Source organism: Allobosea sp. Root483D1, from assembly GCF_001429505.1.
In the GTDB taxonomy this organism is placed as follows: Bacteria; Pseudomonadota; Alphaproteobacteria; order Rhizobiales; family Beijerinckiaceae; genus Allobosea.
This window is the reverse complement of sequence record NZ_LMJW01000022.1, coordinates 114251-140144: the sequence shown is the minus strand read 5'-3', so window position 1 is coordinate 140144 and position 25894 is coordinate 114251. Positions and strand designations below refer to the sequence as shown.

The 25894-nt window shown below is 67.7% G+C and carries 20 protein-coding genes; 12 read left to right on the top strand and 8 right to left on the bottom strand.

Annotated features, from left to right (window positions below; all coding sequences use genetic code 11):
* The first annotated feature begins 99 nt into the window (after positions 1 to 99).
* Positions 100 to 504: a holo-ACP synthase gene (acpS, locus tag ASE66_RS23465; protein WP_057192185.1), complete on the top strand. Its 405-nt coding sequence runs from the start codon at positions 100 to 102 to the stop codon at positions 502 to 504.
* Between the two features lie 18 nt (positions 505 to 522).
* Here the strand turns inward: acpS and aqpZ are convergent, their stop codons facing one another.
* A complete protein-coding gene (gene aqpZ, locus ASE66_RS23460) occupies positions 523 to 1254 on the bottom strand; it encodes an aquaporin Z (RefSeq protein ID WP_057192184.1) in 732 nt (243 codons plus the stop codon).
* A gap of 338 nt (positions 1255 to 1592) precedes the next feature.
* On the opposite strand from aqpZ, the gene lepB reads away from it, so the two are divergent.
* The 6 genes from lepB to ASE66_RS23430 all read left to right on the top strand — a co-directional run bounded on the left by lepB (position 1593) and on the right by ASE66_RS23430 (position 6077).
* The gene (gene lepB, locus ASE66_RS23455; RefSeq protein ID WP_057192183.1) at positions 1593 to 2357 is read left to right on the top strand and encodes a signal peptidase I; all 765 of its coding nucleotides are present in this window, start codon (positions 1593 to 1595) and stop codon (positions 2355 to 2357) included.
* Positions 2354 to 3085, top strand: a complete 732-nt coding sequence (gene rnc, locus ASE66_RS23450; RefSeq protein WP_244495040.1) for a ribonuclease III — start codon at positions 2354 to 2356, stop codon at positions 3083 to 3085. Before lepB ends, rnc begins: the two co-directional genes overlap by 4 nt.
* Positions 3060 to 3989, top strand: coding sequence for a GTPase Era (gene era / locus ASE66_RS23445; protein WP_413814288.1), 930 nt, complete (start codon positions 3060 to 3062; stop codon positions 3987 to 3989). The genes rnc and era overlap by 26 nt, the downstream gene beginning before the upstream one ends.
* 176 nt (positions 3990 to 4165) lie before the next feature.
* On the top strand, positions 4166 to 4780 hold the full coding sequence (locus ASE66_RS23440) for an NYN domain-containing protein (RefSeq protein WP_057192180.1): 615 nt from the start codon (positions 4166 to 4168) through the stop codon (positions 4778 to 4780).
* Between the two features lie 120 nt (positions 4781 to 4900).
* The gene (locus ASE66_RS23435) at positions 4901 to 5626 is read left to right on the top strand and encodes a superoxide dismutase (protein ID WP_413814287.1); all 726 of its coding nucleotides are present in this window, start codon (positions 4901 to 4903) and stop codon (positions 5624 to 5626) included.
* Positions 5627 to 5687: 61 nt separating this feature from the next.
* Complete coding sequence (locus tag ASE66_RS23430; protein WP_057192179.1) at positions 5688 to 6077, top strand: nuclear transport factor 2 family protein; 390 nt, start codon at positions 5688 to 5690, stop codon at positions 6075 to 6077.
* Between the two features lie 18 nt (positions 6078 to 6095).
* On the opposite strand, the gene smpB is transcribed toward ASE66_RS23430, so the two are convergent.
* On the bottom strand, positions 6096 to 6569 hold the full coding sequence (gene smpB, locus ASE66_RS23425; RefSeq protein WP_057192178.1) for an SsrA-binding protein SmpB: 474 nt from the start codon (positions 6567 to 6569) through the stop codon (positions 6096 to 6098).
* 52 nt (positions 6570 to 6621) lie between these two features.
* Complete coding sequence (dapA, locus tag ASE66_RS23420) at positions 6622 to 7515, bottom strand: 4-hydroxy-tetrahydrodipicolinate synthase (protein ID WP_057192177.1); 894 nt, start codon at positions 7513 to 7515, stop codon at positions 6622 to 6624.
* Positions 7516 to 7862: 347 nt separating this feature from the next.
* Between dapA and ASE66_RS23415 the strand changes: the two genes are divergently transcribed.
* The 5 genes from ASE66_RS23415 to ASE66_RS23395 all read left to right on the top strand — a co-directional run bounded on the left by ASE66_RS23415 (position 7863) and on the right by ASE66_RS23395 (position 14108).
* Positions 7863 to 9833: a lytic transglycosylase domain-containing protein gene (locus tag ASE66_RS23415; RefSeq protein WP_162262529.1), complete on the top strand. Its 1971-nt coding sequence runs from the start codon at positions 7863 to 7865 to the stop codon at positions 9831 to 9833.
* A 361-nt stretch (positions 9834 to 10194) separates the two neighbouring features.
* Positions 10195 to 11355, top strand: a complete 1161-nt coding sequence (locus ASE66_RS23410) for an amidohydrolase (protein ID WP_057192175.1) — start codon at positions 10195 to 10197, stop codon at positions 11353 to 11355.
* The gene (locus ASE66_RS23405; RefSeq protein ID WP_057192174.1) at positions 11352 to 12647 is read left to right on the top strand and encodes an MFS transporter; all 1296 of its coding nucleotides are present in this window, start codon (positions 11352 to 11354) and stop codon (positions 12645 to 12647) included. Before ASE66_RS23410 ends, ASE66_RS23405 begins: the two co-directional genes overlap by 4 nt.
* Before the next feature lie 24 nt (positions 12648 to 12671).
* Positions 12672 to 13124, top strand: coding sequence for a MarR family winged helix-turn-helix transcriptional regulator (locus tag ASE66_RS23400; RefSeq protein ID WP_057192173.1), 453 nt, complete (start codon positions 12672 to 12674; stop codon positions 13122 to 13124).
* Positions 13125 to 13220: 96 nt separating this feature from the next.
* Positions 13221 to 14108: an alpha/beta fold hydrolase gene (locus ASE66_RS23395; protein ID WP_057192172.1), complete on the top strand. Its 888-nt coding sequence runs from the start codon at positions 13221 to 13223 to the stop codon at positions 14106 to 14108.
* 5 nt (positions 14109 to 14113) lie between these two features.
* Here ASE66_RS23395 and ASE66_RS23390 read toward each other — a convergent pair whose 3' ends face one another.
* The 5 genes from ASE66_RS23390 to ASE66_RS23370 all read right to left on the bottom strand — a co-directional run bounded on the left by ASE66_RS23390 (position 14114) and on the right by ASE66_RS23370 (position 25816).
* On the bottom strand, positions 14114 to 15124 hold the full coding sequence (locus tag ASE66_RS23390) for a helix-hairpin-helix domain-containing protein (RefSeq protein ID WP_057192171.1): 1011 nt from the start codon (positions 15122 to 15124) through the stop codon (positions 14114 to 14116).
* 9 nt (positions 15125 to 15133) lie between these two features.
* Positions 15134 to 17488 carry an OmpA family protein gene (locus ASE66_RS23385; RefSeq protein ID WP_057192170.1) on the bottom strand — a complete coding sequence of 785 codons (2355 nt, stop codon included), beginning with the start codon at positions 17486 to 17488 and terminating at the stop codon, positions 15134 to 15136.
* A gap of 211 nt (positions 17489 to 17699) precedes the next feature.
* Positions 17700 to 19139 (bottom strand): porin, encoded by a 1440-nt coding sequence (locus ASE66_RS23380; protein ID WP_057192169.1) that lies wholly within the window; start codon positions 19137 to 19139, stop codon positions 17700 to 17702.
* Between the two features lie 384 nt (positions 19140 to 19523).
* Positions 19524 to 23846: a translocation/assembly module TamB domain-containing protein gene (locus ASE66_RS23375; RefSeq protein ID WP_057192168.1), complete on the bottom strand. Its 4323-nt coding sequence runs from the start codon at positions 23844 to 23846 to the stop codon at positions 19524 to 19526.
* Positions 23846 to 25816: an autotransporter assembly complex family protein gene (locus ASE66_RS23370; protein WP_320409780.1), complete on the bottom strand. Its 1971-nt coding sequence runs from the start codon at positions 25814 to 25816 to the stop codon at positions 23846 to 23848. The genes ASE66_RS23375 and ASE66_RS23370 overlap by 1 nt, the downstream gene beginning before the upstream one ends.
* Between the last annotated feature and the right edge of the window lie 78 nt (positions 25817 to 25894).

Sequence of the window (25894 nt, the reverse complement as noted above, 5' to 3'; positions counted from 1 at the left end):
CCTTCCGGCCGGGGCAGTGCGATCCAGCTCGCTGTTTTAGCATCGGCTTGATCCGAAAAGTGGATTCCACTTTTCGGTCCGATGCTCTAAATCGACGGCATGATCCTCGGCATCGGCTCCGATCTCTGCGACATCCGCCGCATCGAGAATTCCCTCGCCCGCTTCGGCGAGCGCTTCACGCAGCGTATCTTCACGGCAGGCGAGCAGGCGAAATCCGATCGCCGCGCCACGCGCGCCGCTTCTTACGCCCGCCGCTTCGCCGCCAAGGAGGCCTGCTCGAAGGCGCTCGGCACCGGCATCAGGTCCGGCGTGTTCTGGCGCGACATGGAAGTGGTGAACCTGCCGAGCGGGCGGCCGACCATGCGGCTCACCGGCGGCGCGGCGGCGCGCCTCGCCGAAATGACGCCGCCCGGCCATGAGACGGTCGTGCATGTCTCGCTGACCGACGATCCGCCTCTGGCGCAGGCCTTCGTGGTGATCGAGGCCAGGCCCATCCGGGCCTGACCTCGGAAGCGTTCGTCCTTATTCGGCCGGGGCCGGCGTGACGCCGGTGACCTCACCGCGCGGTTCCTCGCTCAGCCAGCGATAGACTATGCCGCCGAGCGCACCGCCGATGATCGGCGCCAGCCAGAACAGCCAGAGCTGCTGCAGCGCCCAGCCACCGACGAAGAGCGCTGGGCCGGTCGAGCGCGCCGGATTGACCGAGGTGTTGGTCACCGGGATGCTGACGAGATGGATCAGGCAGAGCCCGAGGCCGATGGCGAGCGGGGCGAACCCGGCCGGCGCCTTGCCATGGGTCGCGCCCATGATGATGAACAGGAACATCATGGTCATCACGACTTCGGTCAGGAAGGCGGAAGCCAGCCCGTATTTGCCGGGTGAGTGCTCACCGAAGCCGTTGGAGGCGAAACCCTTGGCGACATCGAAGCCCGGCGCTCCGACGGCGATGAAATAGAGCACGGTGGCGCCGAGGATCGCGCCGACGACCTGGGCGACGATGTAGGGAACGACCTGTCCTGCCGGGAAACGGCCGCCTGCGGCAAGGCCGACGGTGACGGCGGGGTTGAGATGGCAACCGGAGATGTGACCGATCGCATAGGCCATGGTGACGACGGTCAGGCCGAAGGCGAGGGAAACGCCGAGCAGGCCGATACCGACCTGCGGAAAGCCGGCGGCGATGACGGCGCTGCCACAGCCTGCAAAGGTCAGCCAGAAGGTACCGATGGCTTCCGCGGCATACTTCTTCGTGCTCATGTCGATTCGCCCTTTGGTTGCGATCACAGGACTGTGATCGCGGCGCAACCCAGCGTCAATCTGGCGCAGATGCGGGTCGGCAGAGCTGCCAGCGCAAGCCGAGGCGATCCTCGGTTCTTTGCCGACCGGGCCGCACCCCAGCCCCATCCCGGCAGCGCTCGCAGGTTCGCCCTGCGCTGCGGGCACCACGAAGGGCTTTTCGTCGCCCGTCTCTCAGAGTATCGGCACGACAGCGTCCGGCCGTGCAACGGCCGGCCTTCCCGTATCGCGCCTGCGTTGTCCGGAGCCCGATAGTCGGCTAGACCGCGCACTCGAAACGTAGCCAGCAGGAGGCCCGTGTGGCCAACGACGCCGAGATCAAGAGCAAGACCAAGGACGAAGGCGGCATCCTCGAGACCATCAAGGTCGTCGTACAGGCGCTGCTGATCGCCCTGGTGATCCGGACCCTGCTGTTCCAGCCCTTCAACATCCCCTCGGGTTCGCTGATCCCGACGCTGCTGATCGGCGACTATCTGTTCGTCTCGAAATACACCTACGGCTATTCGAAGCATTCGATGCCGTTCAGCCCGCCGCTCTTCCAGGGCCGGGTCTGGGCGGCCGAGCCGAAGCGCGGCGACATCGCCGTGTTCAAGCTGCCGAGCGACAATTCGACCGACTACATCAAGCGCGTCATCGGCCTGCCGGGCGACCGCATCCAGATGATCGACGGCGTGCTGCACATCAATAACCAGCCGGTGAAGCGCGAGCGCATCGCCGATTTCGTCACCACCGATGCCTGGGGCCGCGCCACCAATGCGATCCAGTACCGCGAGACCCTGCCGAACGGCGTCAGCCACCAGATCATCGAGCGCGAAGGCGACACCGGCACCTTCGACAACACCCCGGTCTTCACGGTACCGGCCAGTCATTTCTTCATGATGGGCGACAATCGCGACAACTCGCTCGATTCGCGCGATCGCAGCGTCGGCTACGTGCCGTTCGAGAACTTCGTCGGCCGCGCCGAAATCATCTTCTTCTCGATCGACGAGGGCGCGTCCGCCTGGCGCATCTGGGAATGGCCCTGGACGGTACGCTGGAACCGCATGTTCTCGACAATCAAGTGAGCAAGACCAGCGATAGCGGCCGCAAGCTGCCCGAGCTCTCGCGGCTCGAGGACAGGCTCGGCCACCGCTTCCGCGACCGGGCCCTGCTGGAGACGGCGCTCACCCATATGAGCGCGGATCCGCGCCGGATCGCCAGCTATCAGCGGCTCGAGTTCCTGGGCGACCGGGTGCTCGGCCTCTCGGTTGCAGACATGCTGTTCACCACCTATCCGCAGGCCGAGGAAGGCGACATGTCGCGCCGCCTCGCCGACCTCGTGCGCAAGGAAACCTGCGCCGAAGTCGCTGCGGCCTGGGATGTGGGCCCGCATCTGCGCCTCGGCGAGGGCGAGATCCTCTCGGGCGCGCGCAAGAACAAGGCGATCCTGGCCGATGCCTGCGAGGCGATCATCGGTGCGGTCTTCATCGACGGAGGCTATGATGCGGCGCGCAAGCTGGTCGAGGCCGGTTTCGGCGAGCGTCTGCTGAAGCCGGCGACCCCCTTACGCGACGCAAAGACCGCGCTGCAGGAATGGGCGCAGGGCCAGGGCCATCCGACCCCGACCTATGCCGAGAGCGGCCGCTCCGGCCCGGATCACGCCCCAATCTTCCGCATCATCGTGCGCATAGGCACCTTGGCGGAAGCGGAAGCCGAGGGGCGCTCGAAGCGGCTGGCCGAGCAGGCGGCGGCCGAATCCTTCCTGCGCCGGCAGGGCCTGTGGAACAATGCGATGGAGGGCGAGCATGGCTGAGCCTAACGAGGCAACCCGCTGCGGCTTCGTCGCGCTGATCGGCGCGCCCAATGCCGGCAAGTCGACGCTGCTGAACCAGCTCGTCGGCGCCAAGGTCTCGATCGTCTCGCGCAAGGTGCAGACGACCCGCACCCAGGTGCGCGGCATCGCGCTCACCGGGCAGACGCAGATCATCTTCGTCGACACGCCCGGCATCTTCGCGCCCAAGCGCCGGCTCGACCGCGCCATGGTGACGAGTGCCTGGGGCGGGGCGACCGATGCCGACCTGATCGGCGTGCTGATCGATGTCGGCCGCTTCGACCACGAAGAGAACACCGCCCTGCTGGAGAAGCTCGTCCAGCTGAAGCAGCCGAAGTTCCTGATCCTCAACAAGATCGACACGATCCCGAAGGAGAAGCTGCTCGCCATCACCACGGCCGTGAACGAGCAGTCCAAGTTCGAGGCGACCTTCATGGTCGCGGCGCTGACCGGCTATGGCGTCAAGGACATCCTGGGCTGGCTCGAGACCCGGATGAAGCCCGGTCCCTGGCTCTATCCGGAAGACCAGATCTCGGATGCGCCGCTGCGTTTCCTCGCCGCCGAGATCACCCGCGAGAAGATCTTCGAGCGGCTGCACGACGAATTGCCCTATCGCTCGACCGTCGAGACCGAGAGCTGGCAGCAGCGTCCGGATGGCTCGGTCCGGATCGAGCAGACGATCTATGTCGAGCGCGAAGGCCAGCGGAAGATCGTGCTCGGCGAAGGCGGCCAGACGATCAAGGCGATCGGCCAGAAGGCGCGCGTCGAGATCGCCGAAGCGGCCGAGGCGAAGGTACACCTCTTCCTGTTCGTCAAGGTCCGTGAGAACTGGAGCGACGATCCGGAGCGCTATCGCGAGATGGGGCTGGACTTTCCGAAAAGCTGAATACCTGTGCGCCCGCACGCGCAAATGGCAAAATTCGATCACAATCTTGCGTATGTGACCGCATTCACCACATAAACCCCGAAGGGTGCTCGATTTGGAGCACCGCCCCGACATTATTCAACCTTGATCCGCGCCGATTCTTATTGATCGACCCGATTTTAGCCAGGAGCCATTACATGGCAGGTGAACCGCGCATTGCGCTCTTCATCGACGGAGCCAACCTCTATGCGACGTCGAAGCAACTCGGCTTCGATATGGATTACCGACGTTTACTCAAGGAATTCCAGGGCCGCGGCAATCTGATCCGGGCCTTCTACTTCACGACACTGGTGGAAAGCGAAGAGTACACCTCGATCAGGCCGCTGGTCGACTGGCTCGACTATAACGGCTACCGGGTCATCACCAAGGCGGCTAAGGAGTTCACCGACGCGACCGGCCGCCGCCGCGTCAAGGGCAACATGGACATCGAGCTCGCCATCGAGATGCTCGAGCTCGCCCCCCATCTCGACCACATCTACTTGTTCTCCGGCGATGGCGATTTCCGTCCGCTGGTCGAGGCGGTGCAGCGCAAGGGCGTCAAGGTCTCGGTGGTCTCGACCATCAACACCAACCCGCCCATGGTGGCCGACGATCTGCGCCGGCAATGCGACGAATTCGTCGAGCTCGCCACCCTGATGCCGAAGGTCGGGCGCGACCCGTCCGAGCGGGCCGCACGCACGCCGGCCGCCGGCAATCCGGGGTTGGAGCGGCGCTACGGCATCCGCCAGGGCGACGAGCCGCCGGAAGGCTGAACCGAAGCCTCCCCTCTCGCGTTGTGCCAGCAACGGCCGGGCTTACCCGCGTCCGGCCGCTTGACGCGGCGTGCGCAGCAGGCAAGCTCTGTTTCCGCAACGACACCCGGAGGGCATATCTTGGAACGCCGCAGCTTTCTCACCGGCCTCGCCGCCGGCTCCGCCTTCGTGATTGCCCGCCCGGCGCTGGTGCTGGCGCAGACAGCACCAGCTCCGGCCGCGCCGCCGCCGCCGGTCTTCACGCTGCCGAAGCTGACTTACGCCTATGAGGCGCTGGAGCCGGTCATCGACGCGCAGACCATGCGCATCCACCATTCGCTGCATCATCAGGCCTATGTGAACGGCGCCAACGCCGCCGCCGGCCAATGGGAAGCTTTGCGGACGACGCCGATCGAGACCGTGCTCGCCGATCTCAGCGTCGCCCCCGACAATGTCCGCACCGCGGTCCGCAACAATGTCGGCGGCCACTGGAACCATAGCTTCTTCTGGGAGCTGATGACGCCGGGCGGAGCACAGCAGCCCGGCGCAGAGCTGAAGAGCGCGATCGATGGCGCCTTCGGCTCGATGCTGGAGCTGGTGCAGAAGGTCAACCAGGCCGGCGCGACCCGCTTCGGCTCGGGCTGGGCCTGGCTCGTCGTCGACAAGGACAAGAAGCTCGCGATCGTCTCGACGGCCAATCAGGACACGCCGCTCGAGCTCGGCGCCAAGGCGGTGCTCGGCGTCGATGTCTGGGAGCACGCCTATTACCTGAAATACCAGAACCGCCGGCCGGAATACCTCGCCGCCTGGTGGAAGACGGTGAACTGGGACAAGGCGAACGAGAACTTCAAGAAGGCGATGGCCTGACCGGCGGAACTTCCCTTGGCTTCTCCCGTTACGGTTGTAATGGGAAAGCCTGGGGTGGCGAATGCCGGATGATGTCAGCGAGATCGCGCGCGCCTGCTATCAGGCCTATGTCGACAAGGATCGGGCGGCGCTGGAGGTCCTCATCGCCGAGGATTTCCATTTCAGCAGCCCTCTCGACAATCGGCTTGATCGCGAGACCTATTTCGAGCGTTGCTGGCCAAACAGCGAGCGCATCCGTTCCTGCACGATCAAGCACCTCATAGAGATGGGCGAGACGGTCTTCGTCACATACCAAGGCGAATCCGTAGGCGGGAAAGGATTCCGCAATACCGAGCTAATGACGATCAGGAACGGCAAGATCGTCGAGGTGGAAGTCTATTTCGGCTGGTCACTGCCCCATCCGGCGCCGGAGGGAGGCTTCGTCGAGCCTGACGGGCTGACCTCCGGATAAGCGCAGGTTTTTGGCGCTCTATCCGCCCGTCTTCAGGATCCGCGCCTTGTCGCGATTCCAGTCGCGGGCCTTCTCGGTCTCGCGCTTGTCGTGCAGTTTCTTGCCCTTGCCGAGGCCAAGCTCGACTTTCGCCCGGCCCTTTTCGTTGAAATAGACCTTGAGCGGGATAACGGTGTAGCCCTCGCGCTGGATCGCACCCATCAGCTTGTCGATCTGGCGGCGGTGCAGCAGCAGCTTACGCGGCCGGCGGACATCATGGTTGAAGCGGTTGGCTTCGAGATATTCTGGGATATGGGCGTTGAACAGGAAGAGCTCAGTGCCCATCGGCCCGGCATAGCTCTCACCGATCGTCGCCCTGCCGCCGCGCAGCGACTTGATCTCGGTGCCCTGCAGGGCGATGCCGGCTTCCAAGGTCTCGGTGATGGCATAGTTGTAGCGCGCCTTGCGGTTATCGGCCGCAAGCTTGTAGCGCTCTGGATCTGGCTTGCTCATCGAAACTCTCCGGCAACCGGCGATCGCGAGGCCGCGACGCCGATCACCTCACTTAAGCATTGAGCAGGCCGGCGTGAACCATGGCGCTGCGAATGACGTCCCCGGTCGCCGGCGTGACCGGCATCAGCGGCAGGCGGAGCTCTTCCTCGATCCGGCCGAGGCGCTTCAGCCCATGCTTGGCACCGGCCAGGCCCGGCTCCTTGAAGATGGCGTCGTGCAACGGCACCAGCCGGTCCTGCAGCTTCAGGGCCCCGGCATAGTCGCCCTTGAGTGCGCAGGTCATCAGATCGGCGCAGAGCTTCGGCGCGACATTGGCGACGACCGAGATGCAGCCATGGCCGCCGGCGGCCATATAGGCGAGCGCCGTCATGTCCTCGCCCGAAAGCTGGATGAAGTCCGGGCCGAGCACATGGCGCTGCTGCGAGACGCGGGCGAGATTGGCGGTCGCGTCCTTCACCCCGGCGATGTTCTTGAGCTCATAGAGCCGAGCCATGGTCTCGACCGACATGTCGACCACCGAGCGCGGCGGGATGTTGTAGATGATGATCGGGATGCCGATCGCATCGTTCACCGCCTTGAAGTGCTGATACATGCCCTCCTGGGTCGGCTTGTTGTAGTAGGGCGTGACCACGAGCACGGCCTGGGCGCCGGCCTTCTCGGCGTGCTTCGCCAGCGAGATCGCCTCGGTGGTGTTGTTCGAGCCGGCGCCGGCAATGACCGGCACCCGGCCCTTGGCCTGGTCGAGAACGATCTCGGTGACGTGGCCGTGTTCCTCATGGCTGAGTGTCGGGCTCTCGCCGGTGGTGCCGACCGGAACCAGCGCGGTCGAGCCGCTCTCGATCTGCCAGTCGACCAGGGCACGCAGCGTCGTCTCGTCGATCTTTCCGCCCTTGAACGGCGTCACCAGCGCGGGCATCGAACCGGTGAGGGGCGCATGCTTGGTCATGGACGGTCCTGAAAACGACAAAGTTCGGCGTGAAACGGGCGACAGACATAGCCTTTCAGCCGCAGTCCGCAAAGCCGCCAAACCATCAAAAATCGTGGCGGCATGGTTAGGACTTCATAAAGCTCCCTGCGGGAGCATGGCCTACTGCTACCATCCGGCTTGCTTGGGGGGACCCCTTGATGGCGATATCGCCGGGCCGACGGTTCTTTGGAGCCGGCCTGACGCTCATTCTGGTGACCGCCGGACCCTGCTCTGCGGGCCCTGACGGCTCACATCCGTTGCAGATCGAGCGCCTGGCTAGGGTCGATACGGGTGTCGATAGCGGACCTGCGAGCGTCGATGTCGGCGTGACCGCTTCGCTTGCCCCGCAGACCGAGCCGCCCGCGTCGCCCGTGCCGCCGGCCGAGATTGCCCGGCCGGAAGAGCGCATCGACCTCGAACCGCTCAAGAAGGTGGTCGCGGCCTATCGCGCCGGCAAGCTGGAGGATGGCGACGCCATCGCCCGCAGCATCGACGACAAGGCGGTGCGCGGCATGCTGGAATGGGTGGCGCTGCGCAGCCTGTCCAATGTCGTGAGCTTCGAGCGCATCGCCGAATTCCTCGACGCCTTCCCGAATTATCCCGGCACGACGCCGTTCCGCCGGCGCGCCGAAGCGGCGCTGGTCACCGACCGGCGCAGTCCCGACACCGTCCGCGCCTTCTTCCACGGCCGCGAGCCGATCAGCCCGGCCGGACGCATCGCGCTCGCCCGCGCCCTCGCCGCCGAGGGCCGCCAGGACGAGGCAATCGCGCTCGCCCGCCGGACCTGGCTCAAGGACCATCTCGGCGCCGGGCTCGAGAAGATCGTGCTCGACAATTTCGGCGACAAGCTGACCACTGCCGACCATCGCCTGCGCACCGAGCGCTATCTTTTCGCCGGGAAGAGCGAGGAGGCGCTGCGCAATGCGGCCCGCGTCTCGCAGGACTATGTCGCCCTGGCCAAGGTCCGGCTCGCCAGCGCCAAGGCGAAGGGGCCGATCGCGCAGAAGCAGATCGACGCCGTGCCGGCGGCCGCGAAGAAGGACATCTCCTTCGCCTTCCTGCAGGCGCAGCAGGCGCGCCGCTCCGGCAAAGCGGCCGATGCCGCGAAGGCGATCGCCGATGTCCCGCGCGACCCGGCCCTGCTCGGCGACGGCGATGGCTGGTGGGAAGAGCGCCGGCTAATCGCCCGCAAGCTGCTCGACGAGGGCGACGCCAAGGGCGCCTATGCCGTCACGTCCGGCCATGGTGCAGAGGATACGGCCGAACGCATCGATGCCGAATGGCATGCCGGCTGGATCGCGCTGCGCTTCGAGAAGGATGCCGAGCGGGCGGCGAAGCATTTCGCCGAGGCGGCCAAGATCGCGGAGACGCCGATCTCGGTGGCGCGCGCCACCTATTGGCAAGGCCGCGCCGCCGACGCACTCGGCAAGGCCGATGAGGCGAAGACCTACTACACCCGCGCCGCCGAGCACCCGGTCGCCTATTACGGCCAGCTCGCCCGCGCCCGGCTCGGCCTCACCGATCTGCCGGTCCGGCGCACCATGGCGGCGCCGCTGGCGCATCTGCCGGGCTTCAAGGCGGCGAAGCTGCTCTATGCGATCGAGGCGCCCGATCTCGCCGGCCAATTGCTGATCGACCTGTCGCAGCGCCTGCACGATACGGCCGCGCTCGAGGCCATCGCCGACATTGCCCGCCAGCGCGGCGACGCCAAGACCCTGCTCACCATCGGCAAGATAGCGCTGCAGCGCGGCTTCCCGCTCGACGAGGCCGCCTTCCCGACCTTCGGCGTGCCGGATTTCCCGTCGGTGGGCGATCCGATGGAGCGGGCCATCGTCCATGCCATCGCCCGGCAGGAAAGCGCCTTCGACCCGGCCGCGGTCTCGCATGCCGGCGCGCTCGGGCTGATGCAGATGATGCCGGCAACGGCGCGCGAGACGGCGCGGCGGGCGCAATTTCCCTTCGAGCTCGACCGACTGACCAAGGACCCGCTCTATTCAGCGAAGATGGGCGCGGCCCATCTCAACGACCTGCTCGGCGACTGGCGCGGCTCCTATATCCTGACCTTCGCCGCCTATAATGCCGGTTCGGGCAATGTGAAGAAGTGGATCGCCGCCTATGGCGACCCGCGCTCGCCCGAGGTCGATGCGGTCGACTGGGTCGAGCGCATCTCCTTCACCGAGACGCGCAATTATGTGCAGCGGGTGATGGAGAACCTGCAGGTCTACCGCCAGCGCCTCAACCAGCGCACCGCCTACATGATCGACTACGATCTCAAGCGCGGCGGCAAGCGGGAGTGAGGGGCGCGTCCCTACCGGCACTGCCGTAGGCCAGCGTTACCGGTCTGGATCGCGCACAACGTCATTGACGTGCGCGAGGAACCCTTCTCCCGTGTGGGAGAAGGGCAGGGATGAGGGCCCGCCCCATCCACAGTAGGCGCAACAGCGCCGCCATACCCAAACAATCAGCGGCAGTCCCTCACCCCTGCCCCTCTCCCATTCGGGAGAGGGGTTCCCCGCGCGTGCCCCGTCACGCCTCACTTCCTGAACAACGCCTTGCGCTTCGCTGCGCCACAGGCGAGCTATCCGCAATGATCATTCCTGCAATTTGCAATATTTGAAACTTTCAAGTACCTAACTCCCAAAATCGGGAGGACATCGAATGCTGCCGGATATTGCCGCGTATGCGCCGACCTTGCAGGCCTGGCGCCGCGATCTTCACGCCCATCCCGAAACCGCCTTCGAGGAAGTCAGGACCTCGGCCTTCGTGGCGGAGACGCTCGCCTCGTTCGGCATCGCCGTGCATCGCGGCCTCGGCGGCACCGGCCTCGTCGGCGTGATCGAAGGCGCCGCGCCCGGTCCGACCATCGGCCTGCGCGCCGATATGGACGCCCTGCCGATGACCGAGGAGACCAGAGCCGACTACCGCTCGACCGCGTCCGGTCGCTTCCATGGCTGCGGCCATGACGGCCACACGGTGATGCTGCTCGGCGCGGCCCGGCATCTCGCCGCCAATCCGCCCAAGCGCGGCAAGGTGCATCTGATCTTCCAGCCGGCCGAGGAGGTCGGGCTCGGCGCCAAGCGCATGATCGAGGACGGGCTGTTCGAGCGCTTCCCCTGCTCGGAGGTCTACGCGCTCCACACCATCCCGCTCTATGCCGAAGGGACGGCGGCGGTCCGGCCGGGTCCGACGCTGAGTGGCATCGCCGCCTTCGAGATCAGGGTCGACGGCGTCGGCGGCCATGGCGCCGCGCCGCACACCACGATCGACCCGTTGCAGGTCGCGGCAAGGCTCGCCACCGAGATCTCCTCGATCGTCGGCCGGCATGTCGACCCGCTCGAGCCGGCGGTGATCAGCCTCGGTCGGCTCTCGGCCGGCACCGCGCCCAACATCATCCCGGCCTCGGCCGAGCTCAGCGGCACGATCCGCACCTATGATCCGGCGACCGAAGCGCTGATCCTGAAAAAGCTCGACGCGATCTGCCAGGGCTTCGCGACGATGTCGGGCTGCACGATCTCCTGCACGCAAGCGGCGAGCTGCCTGCCCTGCGTCAACGATCCGCGCGCCGCCGCAGCCGCTGCGGCAGCGGCCGGCACCGTGCTCGGCGAAGGCAATGTCCGCACCGACATGAAGCCCCTGCCCTTCTCCGACGATTTCGCGCTGATGCTGGACGAGTGGCCGGGCGCCTACATCTTCCTCGGCCAGCCCGGCGCGATGTGCCACCACCCGACCTTCGATTTCGATGACCGCCTGCTGCCGATCGGGGCCAGCATCCTCGCCCGCATCGCCACGCGCCAGGCCATGGAAGGGGTGAGCGCATGACTGCCGCCGCCATCGCAACTGCCCAGCCCCGCTCGCCGGCGATGGTCCGGCGTGCCGTGATCTCCTCGGTGATCGGCAACGGGCTCGAATGGTACGACTTCCTGATCTACGGCTTCTTCTCGACGATCATCGCGCAGGTCTTCTTCCCGAGCTCCGACCCGCTGGTCTCGGCGCTGCTGACGGCAGCGACCTTCGCGATCTCGTTCCTGGTGCGGCCAGTCGGCGGCGTCTTGCTCTCGACCTATGCCGACCGCTTCGGGCGCAAGCCGATCCTGACGGTGATGATCCTGATCATGGGATTCTCGACCGTGCTGATCGGGCTGACGCCGAGCTATCAGACGATCGGCATGCTGGCGCCGATCCTGGTCATCATCGCGCGCATCCTGCAGGGCATCTCGGTCGGCGCCGAATTCGCCAGCGCGACCGCGATGCTGGTCGAATACGCGCCGCCGCGCCGGAAGATGCTCTATGGCAGCTTCCAGATGTGCTCGCAGGCGCTGGCGCTCGCATTGGCGGCCTTCTCCGGCTATGCGCTCGCGACGCTGATGACGCCCGCGACCCTGCAGGACTGGGGCTGGCGCATTCCCTTCCTGCTGGGGTCGCTGATCACGCCTCTCGGCTTCTACATCCGCCGCTTCGTCGACGAATCGCCGGAATACGAGAAGGACAGCGGCCCCAAGACCCAGAGCACGCCGTTCCGGACAGTGCTAGCCAAGCATCGCAGCGCGCTGTTGCGGAGCTGCGGCATCATGATCCCCGGCACAGCCTCGAACTATGTCTGGTTCATCTTCCTGCCGAGCTATGTGGTGCGGCAGCTCAAGCTGCCCTTCACCAGCGCGATGCTGAGCTCGCTGATCGGCGGCATCCTGCTCTTCCTCTTCGTGCCGATCATGGGCCAGCTCGCCGACCGCTGGAATCCGCGCCGCGTCTGGCTGTGCGGCGTCCTTGCCTTCGCGCTGCTCTCCTATCCGCTGCTCTCCTATGTCGTGGCGGTGCCGAGCTTCGAGCGTCTTCTCATCGTGCAGGCGATCTGCGCGTTGCCGATCGCCGCGATCTGGGCGCCGACACCGGGGCTGCTGGCCGGGATGTTCCCGACCAATGTCCGCTCGACCGGCATGTCGATCTCCTACAACATGGTGGTACTGCTGTTTGGCGGGCTCGCTCCCTTCACACTGACCTGGCTGGTGGCGAAGACGGGTTCGGACCTGATGCCGTCCTATTACCTGCTAGCCTGCACGGCGCTGGCGCTGATCGCGCTCTGGCAGGCCGATCGCGGCGAGGTCAGGCGTTGAAACGCGGCCCAATGACCAGCTAAAATGGTCAGCCTCGCGAGAAGGAGCTTCGACCTGCCCGAACCGTTCCTCACCTTCCGGATCGATCAGGTCAACCAGGCCGCGATGGCGAAGGCCTCGCAGGTCTACAAGGAGAAGCTCGGCCTGAACATCCGTGAGCTCAGGGTGATCAGGACGATCGGCGATGAGCCCGGCATGTCGTCCAAGGCCCTGTCCGAGGCCAGCTTCATCGAACAGACGCTGGTGTCCAAGCATCTGCGCAAGCTCGTAGCCGAGGGCTATATCCGCCGCGACCTCGAAAGCGCCGATGCGCGGCGCGTGGCGCTGCGCCTGACGGCGAAAGGCGAGACCGTCAGGCGGGAGGCCGACCGGCTCGGCGAGGTGATGGAGCGCGATTTTCTCTCCGCCCTCACGCCGGAGGAGCTCGAGGTCTTCAACCGCTGCATCACCAAGCTGAAGGGCTGGGGTGCGTCATAGCACCGTCCGGCCGGACCGCTGAACGAAGCCCGGCTTTCGCCGCCGGCATGGCCATGGTTAGCTGGGGTGTACCGCCTTGCTGCCCCGAGACCCCGCATGAATTCCGATACCGGCTTCCGCTCCCTGTTCATCAGCGCCCGCGACGGGCTGAAGCTGCACGTGCGTGAATATGGACCGCAAGCGGCGCCCGCACTGCCGGTCGTCTGCCTGGCGGGATTGGCCCGTACCTCAGCCGATTTCCACGAGCTCGCAGCCGCACTCTCGGAGGACGGGCCGCGGCGGGTGCTGGCGCTCGATTATCGCGGCCGCGGCCGCTCCGACTATGCCAAGGACTGGCACGAATACGACATCCGCGTCGAACTCGACGATCTCATGCAGGTGCTCGTCGCCACCGGCGTCGAGGAAGCGGTCTTCGTCGGCACCTCGCGCGGCGGGCTCCTGACCATGGCGCTCGGGGCGGCGCGACCCGCGGCGATCCGGGGCGTGGTGCTCAACGATGTCGGGCCGGTGATCGACGCGCGCGGACTGCTGCGCATCCGCGGCTATGTCGGCAAGCTACCGACGCCGCGCAGCTTCGCCGAGGGCGCCGAGATCCTGAAGCGGCTTTCGGACCAGCAATTCCCACTCTTCGGCGCGGCTGAATGGGAGATCATGGCGCGCCGGACCTGGACCGAGCGCAACGGCGCGCTGGTGCCGGACTATGATCCACGCCTGCTGAAGACGCTGGAGGAACTCGACCTCGAGGCTCCGCTGCCCGAACTCTGGCCCTATTTCGCGGCACTGAACCATGTCCCCGTGCTGGCGATCCGCGGCGAGAATTCCGACCTGCTGGCCGAGAAGACGCTGGAGGAGATGGGGCAGCGCCATCCGCGCTGCGAGATCTTCACGGCGCCGGGCCAGGGCCATGCTCCGCTGCTCGGCAGCAAGGACATGGTCCGCCGCATCGGCAAGCTGATCGCGAAGGCCGAGAAGCAGGCGGCCTGAACCGCTCAGCGCTTCTTCTTGCGGCTCTTCGCCTTGACGGCCCGCGAATGCTCGGTCTCGCCGCCAGCGGCGAGGATCTTCGCCTCGGCCTGCCATTGCTCGGCGATGTCGCGGCCGGAAAAGCCGGTGTGATGGGCGAGGAAGCGCAACTCATCTTGCCCCAGCGCCACGATCTGGTCGAAATGCCAGATGCCGAGGCTGTTCAGCTTCTCGGCGATCGCCGGGCCGACGCCGTCGATCAGGCCAAGATCATCCGGCTTGCCGCCGCGCGCGCCGGGCAGGAGATTGCCCGGGCGCTTGCCTTCGAGCGCCACGCCGGAGAACGGCGCCGCCGCGATCTCGATCGTCGTCGCGGTCCGTGCCAGCCCGGCCGCCTGCGCCACCCAGTCCTCGCGCTCGATGCGGCCAGGGAAAGCGAGATAGGTGCCGACCCATTCGACGTTCGCAGGCGTCCAGCCGGCGATCTGGCTGAAATGCCAGATGCCGAGCGCGTGCAGGCGCTGCTCGTTCTGCGGCCCGATGCCCTTGATCAGCTTGAGATCGTCGGCCTGCCCGCCACGGGCGGCGGCGAAACCGGCCGGGCGCTTGCCGGAGATCGCATCCTCGCCCTCGACCTTGGGCATGGGCGCCGGCTCGGCCGCCTGCGTGCCGGCGGCAACCACCGGCATGGACGGTGACGGCAGAGCCGGCGCCGGCTGAGGAAGAGCAAGACGCGGCGCCGGCGCGGCGAGCGCGGGCAATGCCTCGCCCTCTCCGGCGAACAGGCTGCCGATCAGACAGCCGGCGGCGTAAGCGAGCAGATAGAGCAACGCGGTCTCGATCCAGAACGCCGCCTGGTCGTTGACCAGCCGGAACCAGACCAGCCCCGCCAGCGCGGCCCAGAGGATTGCAAGGACCATCACCGGGCCGCTGGCGAAGCCGCGCGGGTCCCCCCGGCCCGTCAGCCAGCCGAAAACGAGGCCCATCACAAAGGCGGCGAGGAGAAACCAGGCGAACTGGGTCGCGAGATAGAGCATCGCCGCCTCCTACTTCGCCACGGTGAACTGGACGCGGCGGTTCTTCACGCGCGCCTCCGGGTCGCCATGGGCGACCAGCGGCCGCTCCGTCCCGTAACCCTTGACCTCGACCTGAGCCGGGCCGATGCCACGGCGGATCAGCTCCTCGCGAACACGCAAGGCGCGCCGGCCCGACAGATCGAGATTGTTGAAGCCGCTGCGTTCGCCATCAAGGTTGGCGTGGCCCTCGACAGTGACGCGCGAGGTCGGGCATTGCTTGAGGATGGCGGCGCCCTCGGTCATCGCCCGCTCTGTCACCGGATCGAGCGTCACCACCGCGGTTCCCTGGCCGAACATCACATAATAACGCTGGGTCAAGGCATCGAGCTCGTTCTGGCAATTGCTCGGCGGGTCGATGACGCAGCCGGTCTGGCGCATGCCGACCTCCGCCTTGCCGGAAAAGCCCTGCGGCAGGCCGCTCGCCAGATTGGTCTCGACCTCGTCGCGGATCAGCGCGCGGCAGGTCAACCCGCGCACAGTGACCTCACGGTCGACCAGGCTGGCAGAACCGAGGTCGAGCCGCAGCAGATCCTGCACCACCTCGCGCGCAGCGACGCCGAAGCCGGTCGGAGCCGCTGGCAGAATCTCGGTCTCGTCGCTGACGCGACCGCGCAGAGGCGAAGCCTCGATCAGCGCCGCAATCGCCTCCTTGGCCGCCGCGTCAGGCAGATAGCCGTTGAGATAGCCGCCCGATTTGTCGATCGAGGCCGTAAATCCATAGCTGCGCAAGGTGAGCGCCGGCCGGCCGGAAAGCGTGAGGCCTGCCGGCAGGGTCTTGCCCTTCAGCGCGTCCTCCAAAGCTTGCCAGCCGGACTTGTCCGCCGCGGCGCCGGCGAGGCCGAGCGCCGACCCGGCCAGCGAGACACTGCCCTGCGCCATCCTGCCGAGGAGGCCGAGCGCGAAGCGGGTCGCATCGCCATAGTCAGGGCCGCCGCGCGGACCAGGCTCGATCACGGTCCGGTCGACGACCTCACCGCCCGACAGCGCGGCACGCGCCGCCTCGAGCGCCGCCGCCTTGGCCGCGGCGTCTGGCGCGGCGCCGGACAGGACAATGCCGGTCTCGGATTTCTCGGCGCGCCATTGCAGCGGTCGCGGCGCGGCGGGCGGTACAGGCTGCTGCGAGGGTTGCGGGGACGGTTGCGGCTCGGCGGTCACAGCCCGGCTCGACGCGCTGGGAGACGGGTCGACCGGCACCGGCGTTTGAGCAGCAGGCACATTCGGGGTCGCGGGCACGGACGAACCAGAATCGGTCGATGGAGCAGGCGCCGGCTCGCTCTTCGGGGCCGGCGGCGGAGGCGGCGGGCAGACGATGCTGGCGAGCGCCACCGAATCAGGGCCATCGCCCTGCGCGATGTTCAGCTTCAGCGTCTCGCAGGCCTCGTGCTGATCCGGCCCCTGTCCGGAAATGCGATAGGCGTCGCCCTCGATCTCGGCCTTGCCGCTGCGCAGGCGAGCGAGATCGGCGATGGCGCGCGCCACCCTGGCGGCGAAGGCGGGCGGCTCGCCGACGGCGGGCAGCATACGGTCGCTCACCGCTCCAGAGGCAGGAAAGGCCCGGCCCAGCAACGCTCCGATCTCACGGCGCATCGCGTCGGAAGGGTAATAGCCCGTGACCGTGACGGAGCCGGAGGCGCTCTTCTCGGCGCTCCAGCGATAAGGCGCCATCGTCGGCGGGCTGAGCGCGCAATCGACGCGTGTGAAACCTTTCGGGGCGGCCGCTGAAGCACTCTCTCGTAGAGTCTGGAAGCCCTGCGGCGTCGCGGCAGTGCCTTCGACGCAATAGCGGGAATCGTCGAGGGCGACCTTACCGGCGGAGAGCTGGCCGAGATCGCGCATCAGCACGGCCGCGAGCTCGGCGAACCCCGCCGGTGCGCCGAAGGCGACCTTCTGCTGATCGTCGACCTTGAGCTGCGGGCCGAGCGCTCGCGCCGCCGACAGAGTCGCCGTGGCCGTCGCCTCGTCCGGCACGAAACCGGACAGCGTCAGGACGTCGCCCCGCCGTGTCGCCGACCAGCTATAGGGTTTCTGGGCGATGACCTGCGTCAGTCCGCCGAGCACGCGCCGGACGCCGAATTCCGATTGAAGTTGAGCGAGCGCCTTGCTGGCGCCGTCGGCCGTGACGGCCTCGCCATCCAGGTAGACGTCGCGACCGCTGACGCGGACCGAGACGCTGCGCGCGCCTGAGGCGGCTCCAGCCACTGCACTCGACGCGAGCGCCCTGGCCTCGATGTCGCGGCGCACCGGCTCGGTGTTCAGCGCATTGGCAGCCGCCCAGATCAAGGACAGCGGAACAAGCCCCCAGAGCCAACCGGCCTGCCGCGCCATGCCGAAATCCCCGCCTCGTCCCAGGGATCGCTCACGTCGAATCCCGACGTCCGCGACCCGCTCCAATCACGCTCTATCGTGTCCGCAAGTCAAGCAAGGGACCGCCCGGCCCTTGTGAGCATCAGGCAAGGTTTCCACACTGCAAGGGCCGGCCGAAACGAAAAAAGCCCCGGGTTTCCCCGGGGCTTTCCTTGAGCGATCAGAGGATCGATCAGAAGTCGCGCTGGATGCGAAGGCGACCAGCCCAGGCGTCGTCGTTCTTGATGCCGAAGCCGGCAACGCGGGCACCCGCATCGTTGACAGGCAGAACGCGCGAGGCGAGCTCGGTGCGGGTGTAGAGCACTTCCACACCGATATCGAGGCCCGAAACCGGCGACCAGATCAGGTTACCAGCAACGATCAGCTCCTTGGGATCAAGCGAGCGGATCGGAGCGCCAGCAGCGTAGACACCGGCCGGAGCGGCGTAGCCGAGCTTCAGCTCGGAGTACGAAGCGACGAGCTCCGAACGCAGGGTCGGGGTCCAGAAGTGACGCAGGGCAGCCACGAACGACCAGCCGGTCGAGTTCTTGACGTTGCCAAGCGGGGTCACGCCAACATCGCCAATCACGAGCTGATTGCCAGCCACGGAAGAGGTGATCCGGCCCGAGCCGAACTGACCACCCCAGCCGAGGTAACCGAGCGCGCCGTCAGCATAGGCGGCCTGCAGGAACAGGGCATCGCCAGCCGCAAGCATCGGCAGGTTGATCTTCACGCCGCCCTGGATGGCCCAACCGTACTCGTCCGCACCGTTCTGAGCGCCGACAGCGGCACCCTGAACGATCGCGCCGGTGACCGGGTTGACCGCGAACACGCCAGCAGCAGCGTTGGACGCAACAACCTTACGCTGGGTGAGAGCACCCGACAGCTGAGCCGAGCCCCAACCCTGATCGACGCGCAGCGAGGCGACGACGTCCGGGAAGTCCTGGCCAGCGAGAACCAGACCGTTGCCGGCGAAGCGACCGAAGGCGCCATTCTCGCGCTGGCCAGTGCCGGTGTTGCGATCTTCCAACGAAACCGTGGCCGAGAAGCCCGAACCGAAGGTGGCGGTGTAAGCCAACAGGTTGAGGCGCGAGTCAGCCGTGCGGAACGTCGAGAAGGTGTAGTCGTTCGCATAGAAGTCGAAGAACGACTGAGCGCGACCAGCGGTGATCGGACCGAACTGGATGAAGGCCAGATCGAGGTTCGAAGCGGTGCCCGGACCACCGGAACCGATACGGGCGGTGCCCGGCGGAACGATGCCCTGGTTGCCGCCGATGGTGCCGGCGTAGAAGCCCGAGCTGACGGTCAGCTCGTAGCGGAAGAACGTGCGCAGCGTGCCGTAGGCGGTCGCGGTGCGGGCGTCGACGTTCAGGCGACCGCGCGAGCGGGTGCCGTAGGCGTCCATGCCGTTACCGAAGCGGGTGCCGACCGTGTACTCAGCACGGACACGACCACCGACGCGCAGGCAGGTATCGGTGCCCGGGATGTAGAAGAAGCCCGCGCCGTAGGCGGAGCAAACGCGAACGTATTCGACCGGTGCGGCCTTCCGCGAGGGAAGGTCGGCGGCCTGAGCCCCGGCAACCGCGGCGATGCCGGCGGCGGAACCGAGGAGGAGGCTCTTTACGAGCTTCATTTGATAACCTCCAAAAGAGTTTCGAGACCCTCGGGCGTCGGCGCGTTCCATCTGGCAGCCCCAGGAGACCTACCCAGCGAACCCGCTTATCCCGGTCTTTCGCCCGCGTCCCCGAACCGTTCGGAGGCGAAGACGAAAAACAGCGACCGGGAACGTCCCGCCGCACAGTCACCATTACGAATGCCCGGCCGCCGATCAACCACGATCACGCCACAGTCCCCGCCACAGACCCGCTTTGCCCCCCGGTGTTGCAGCCGAGCCACGCTTTGACCGCCGAACTTAGGAGAGCGTTAACCGAACCGGGCCGGCGAAGGCTCCGAAAGCCCCATTCCCCGGCCTTAGGGGGCGAATCTGTTGAGGTACTGGGCGCGTTGAGTCGCGGGCTCAGTATTCCCACTCGGCGCCGACGCCAACCGCGGCGCTGCCGTCGGCATTGGTCTCGGCCTGGAGCTTCAGACGGCGGGTCAGGTCGACTCCGACGGAGATGCCGCTATCCTCGGGCTTGGCACCGGCCTTCACCCCGAGCGTGATGTTGTCAGAGATCGCGCGCGAGACGCCGACCGTCGGGCCCCCCGGGCCCATCTGCACATCGAGGTTGTCGACGCCGAGCGAACGGCGGATTTTCTCGAAGACGTCGTCGCCGCCTGCGCCGGAGAACTGCGCCGCGGTCTGGGCGAGCTGCAGCGCCTGGAAGGGCGAGAGCGATCCGGAGGCGCGCGCGAAGAGCAGGCGCGAGAGCACCTCGTCCGGCGGCAGCTCCGGCGAGGAGGTGAAGGTGAATTCGGGCGCCGAGGCTTCGCCGGAGATGATGATCCTGGCGGTGACGTCGGCGGCGCGGGTCTCGGCGACGAAATCGAGCGTGGGCATGACGTCGCCCGAGAAGGTGACGCGCCCGCGGCTGAAATCGAGACGCTGGCTGGCAAGGCTGAGGCGCCCGCGTCTGAGATCGAAGCCGCCGGTCAGCGCCGGGGCGCCGGAGGTGCCGCCGACGCGCAGATCGCCGCCGAGTTCGGCATCGATGCCGCGGCCGCGGATGAAGACGCGCCCAGGCGCTGAAACGGCGATGTCGAGCACGGCGTCGAAAGCCGGCGCCCGCGCGCCCTTGCGACTCGCGACGGCGCGCGCCCTGCGCTCGGCGGCGAGGCGGGCCGCCGCCTGCCCCTTGGCATTGATGTGGCGGATGCCGTCGACCGGCCGCGAACTCGACGGCAGGCGATCGGGCACCGTGATCTCGACCGTGACGACATCGACGCGCCCGGCGATGCGCGGCCGTTGCGCCAGCGGCCCGGCGAGATCGAGATTGAGATCGGTGACCGCCCGGACCAGCCCGCTGTCGACGAGCTGGGCGCGCTTGCCCTCGATGCGAATCGTACCGGGGAAACCGGCCTCGGGGTCGAGCTTGACGTTGCCGCGGGCCGAGAGCGTGCCGCCGCCCGGCGTCTGCGCGCCGAAGCGTTCAATGACAAGCTCGGGTCCGTTGGCGGTGACGCGCGCTTCGAGCCCGGTCAGCTTCACGCCCTGGAGCGCGTCGTTGAAGCTGCCGCCGGACAGCGTCGCGCCGCCGGAGAGGCGCGGTGCCGAAAGCGTGCCGCCGGCGCGGAGATCGAGCGCGAGCTGGCCGGTCAGTCGCCGGCCATCGGCTGCGAGTTGGGTGTTGGCGAGCGCCGCATCGGCGCGGCCCTGTACGGAGAGGTCGAGCGCGCCCTCGCCGCCGAGCGGCGCAGTCCCCTTGGCGGTCAGGCTGACGAAGCGGCCGGCGTTCAGGCTGGCGTCGAGGCTGGTCTGGCGGCCGTTGAGCGCGCCCTGCCCCGAAATCTCGATCGGCGGCAGGCCGGCCGAGCGGGTCTGCGGCGCGACGAGACGGGCGATGCGGACACGCCACGGGCCGGTCGGCGCCTCGGGCGTGCCCTTGATCGTCGCCTCGGCGTCGAGCGTGCCGGAGAGATCGAGCGTCGGCGACGCGAGGCGCGCGGCCGAGAGCGGCACATTCTGCGCGGCAAAGCGCAGGTCGAGTGCCTTGCCGACCTCGCCATCGAGCGTGATGCGGCCACCGTCGAGCGCGATGGCGAGATCGCGGATGGCGACGCCGCCATCGATCGCGGTGAAGCTTGCCGGCTTGGCCAGCGCGATGCGGCGGCCATCGCGCGTCGCAGTGAAGCTGGCGAGATCGAAGCGCAGCGGATCGGCAACCGAGAGCCGGCCCTTCGAAGCGAGAGAGAAGCCGCGCGCCGTCGCGTCGAGACTGATGTCGCTGGCGTCCGCCCCGCCCTTGGAGACGAGGCGGATCGCGCTCACCGGCTCGCCGGCGACGACAGCACGGTCGACCTGGATCGTGCCATTGATCAGCGGCTTGCGCAGCGCGTCGACGATGGCGACATCGGCATCGAGCCGATCGAGCGAAATGCCAGGCGCGACAAGCTTCTGCGCGCTGGCCTTGAGATCCAGATTCTGGCCGCCGGTCGGGCGCGCCAGTTTCACATCGGCCTCGATCCGGCCGCCGAGCTTGGCGAGCGCCAGCGCCGAGAGATCGTCGAAATTGCGGGCCGCGAGCTTGAGATTGCCCTCGGCGAGATTGGCGGCGTCGAGATCGAGCGCACCGGTCAGCGTGACCGAGCCGATGGCGATGTCGAGCTGCGGCAGGATCCAACCGCCCGGATCGCGCTTGGCGAAGCGCAGGGCACCGGTCGCCGGCCGACGATCGACCTCGCCGGAAAGCTTGACGTCGCCGGAGAGCGCGCCCTGCAGATCGCGTAGGGTCGCATCGAGGGCGAGGCGCGGCACGGGCCGGCCGAGTGCGGTCGCATTGCTGATCCCGGCCTTGAGCGTCGCGTCGAGCTTGTCGAGCGGCCCGGTCAGCGCCATGTCGAAAGCGCCCTGCCCCGACAGTTTCGGATCGGCGCGGCGCAAATCGGGAATGGCGATATTGGCGCGCAGGCTCGAGCCTTGCGCACCGAGCGCGCCGTCGGCGGTCGCCGCGACATGGGTGCCGGCGATGCGCAATCCGTTGACGACGAGGCCACCGCTGCCGGGCACCCGGATCTCGCCGCCGACAGCGAGCTTGCCGGCGAGCAGGCGGTCCAGTGCCTCCTGGCCGAGCGCCAGCGCCTCGGCGCCGCCGTCGAGCTTGACGGCATAGAGGCGCTTCTTCGGCTCGGCGTCGACATTGGCGGTGACCGCGGCGGAACCCTTGAGCGAGCGGCCGGCAAGCGTGCTGAGCCGCGAGAGGTCGGGCAACCGCGCCTCGACCTTGCCGAGGATGCGGGCGGGACCAAGTTGCCCGACATAGCCGAGCTCGGCTCCGCCGAAGGCGAGCTTCAGCGTCTCGAACTCGCCGCCACCGCCTTCGGACGCCGTGCCCCGCAAGGTGAAGCGCAGGCGGTCGCCGATGAAGCGCGCCAAACCGGGATCGGCGAGCGCGACGCCGGAGGCCTCGCCATCCGAGACCAGCACGGTGCGCGTCCTCGGATCGTTGAGCGCGCCGGTCGGCGTCGCTGTGAAGGTGAAATCGAGCTTGCCGAGCTTGCCGGCCGGAACGCTCGCGCCTTCCGCCTGCAGGCTGGCGTTGACGCGCGGGCCGGCGGCCGGTCCCCGGATCGTCGCATCGAAGGCAAGCTTGGCGATCTCGGCGCCCGAGGCGACGGTGCGGCCGCCGGCATTGGGGCGGGCGGCGGCGGTGATCTTGAAGTCGAGATTCTTGTCGGCGCCGTAGAGCCCGTTCACGTCGAGCCGCGCCAGCGCCGAGACCAGCGCCATCTGGTCGACTGAGATCGCGCCGCTATCGGCGAAGGCAACCGTGCCGTCGAGCCGGGTCGAGCCCTCGAACACCGGCGCGACCGGCGGCGGCACCAGGCCGGCGATGCGCGAATCGAGCGCGAGCAGCAGCCGGCGCGCCGTGCCCTGGCGGCTGAGATCGGCCGTGCCGTTGGCGCCGATGGTCGGGCCGGCGGCGAAGGCGAGCGTCGCCCGGAAACGGTCGAGCGGGCCGTCGCCGGTGAGATCGAGCTTGACCGGCGGCCGATCCGGCAAGTCGGCGATGGTCGAGATCAGGCCGCCCGCCGGCTCGTCGAGCTTGACCGCGAGCTGGAGCTGCGTCGACTGCGGCACGAAGCGCAGATTGACGTCGAGGCTGCCGCCCATGTCGAGCCGGCGCCCGGCGAGTCGGAAATCGAGACCCTCGTTCGGCGGACCAAGGCGCGCCGAGCCGGTCGCCGAAAACCGCGCCGGCGCGCCGATCACGGTCGGCCCGAGCGCCAGCTCGCCGAGCTGGAAGGCCTCGATGATCACCTTGAGCGGCAATTCCGGCAGGATCGGCGCGTTGTCGGCCGGCGGCGGGGCGCCCGGCTCCGATACCGGCTTGCGCAGGATTTCGAGCTTGCCGATCTCGAGCCGGTTGACCTCGAGCCGGCGCAGCAGCAGCGCCGAGCGCGTCCAGATCAGCCGGGCGCGGTCGAGCCGGAGCCAGGGCCCGTCGCGATCGGAGATGACGATGTCGCGGATGGTCGCATCGGAAGAGAGCGCGCCATCGACGGCGCCGATCGAGACCTGGCTGCCGTCGGTGGAGAGCGCCTTCGAGATCAGATCGGCCAGGACGCCGCGTTCGCCGGCATTCTGGGCGAAGCCGCCGAGGCCGGTGACGAGGACCAGCGCCACGGCGATGACCAGCGCCGCGAGGCCGGCGAGCAGTCGGGAGATGCGGAACGTGCCCATCAGAAGGCCTGCCCGATGCTGATATAGAGAGCGACCGGCTTGTCGCCCTTGCGCGGGTTGAGCGGGGCTGCGACGTCGACCCGGATCGGCCCGATCGGCGTATAGTAGCGCAGGCCGAGGCCGGCGGCGTACTGCATCTTCTCCTTGAAGTTCGGGAATTGCGATTCGAAGGCCATGCCGGCATCGAAGAACGGCACGATGCCGATCGTATTGGTGATCTTGATGCGCGCCTCGACCGAGGCCTCGAACAGGCTGCGCCCGCCGGTCAGCCGGAAGAGCGGCCCGAGCGGCGAGAGCGAGCGATAAGCATAGCCACGCACCGAGCCGCCGCCGCCGGCATAGAAGCGCCGCGTCGCCGGAATCTCGTCGAGATCGGCACCGGCGACCGAGCCCAGCCCGATCCGGCCGGCGAGCACGTAGCGGGCGTCCTCGTCGAGGGCATAATAGCCGGAGATCGAGGCCTTGCTCTGGACGAAGGGGGCGTCATTGTCGCCGAAGGCGGCGAAGGGCGTGACCGAGGCGGTCGCCCTGATGCCGCGGGTCGGGTCGAGCTGATTGTCGGTCGAATCGTAGCGCAGCGACAGCGGCACGCCGACCAGCATGTAGTCGACCTGGCCGAGCACGTCGCTGGTCTGGCCGCGCTCGGCCTCGATGCCAGCCTGGATCGAGAAGACGTCGCTGAAGCGATGGCGGATTGCGGTGGTGACGTTGGCGTAGCGCGCGGTGTAGCCGCCATAGCGGTTGGTGCCGACGCGCTCACGCACGGCGGAGGCGTCGATCAGCAGGTCGTTGCGGCTGCCGCCGAGCGCCGGCTTAATGAAGCTCGCCGAGAAGCGGCCGCCGAGATCGCTCCGCTCGAAATCGCCGAAGCTCTGGATCTTGGTGCCGTCGATGCGCGGCGCCAGGAAGATCGAGGCCTCGAGCCGCAGACTCTCGGCGCCGCCGAAGAGATTGCGGTGTTCCCAATAGGTCTTCACCGCCGGGCCATCGATCGTCGAATAGCGGGCCGAGAAGCCGAGCAGGCGCTTGGGCCGCTCGTTGACCTCGACGAAGACCGGCAGATTGCCGGCCTTGTCGAGGCTCGTGCCCTCGCGGATGCGCACCGAGCCGACGGCGGGAATCGTCGCGATCGACTTGCGCGTATCGGTAAGCGCCTTGGGCGAATAGGGATCGCCCGGCTCGAGATAGATGAAGGAGCGGATGACCTCCGTCGGAATGTCGCCGGTCTCGTTGACCGAGACATCGCCGAAGCCGGCCACGGGACCGGGATCGACCACGAGCGAGACGTCCATCGTCTTGGCGGCGTGGTCGACGACGGGGCGGACCTCGACGACGCGGGCGAGCGGCCGGGACTTGCCGCGCCAGTAATCGACCAGCGCGGCCTGCGCGGCGCGGATCGAGGACGAGGTGGCTGGTGCGCCCGGGACGAGGCCGGAGACCTTGCCGGGGTCGGAAATCACCGCAGTCGGATCACGGCGGCTGCCGGGGATGATGTCGACATTGCGCAGCGAGAACAAAGGCCCCGGATCGACCGTGACCACGATCGGCGCCGGCGCGCGATTGCGATAGGCCTCGGCCGTCCGCGCGAGGCCCGGCGGCGGCTCGCCGGCCTGCGTCACCGCAACGCCATCGACCGCGATCGCGACCTGCGCGTTGAAATAGCCCTGGGCCCAGAGCGCATCGATCAGCGGGTTGATGTCGGCGGCAGCCCGGCGGGCCAAGGTCTCGCCGTCCGGCGGCGCATCCTCGCGCAGGCGGTAGAGCAGAGAGGCGTCCTGCAGGCTGCGCTTCAGCGCGCTGGCACCCGGCACATCGCCGAGCTCGAACTTCAATTCATAGGGCAGCGTCGACGCGCTGACCGGCGGCGGCTTGTCCTTGCTGCCGAAGAGGTTGAAGACGTCGAGCGATGACAGGTCGAAGGCGCGCGCCGGCGAAATCTCACCGACAAGCATCGCCGCGAAAGCAACCAAGCCTCCGCCGGCAATGCCGATCCTGCCCCTTCGCCATGACCGCATCAAACCTCCAACGCAACCCAACTAGAACGCAGC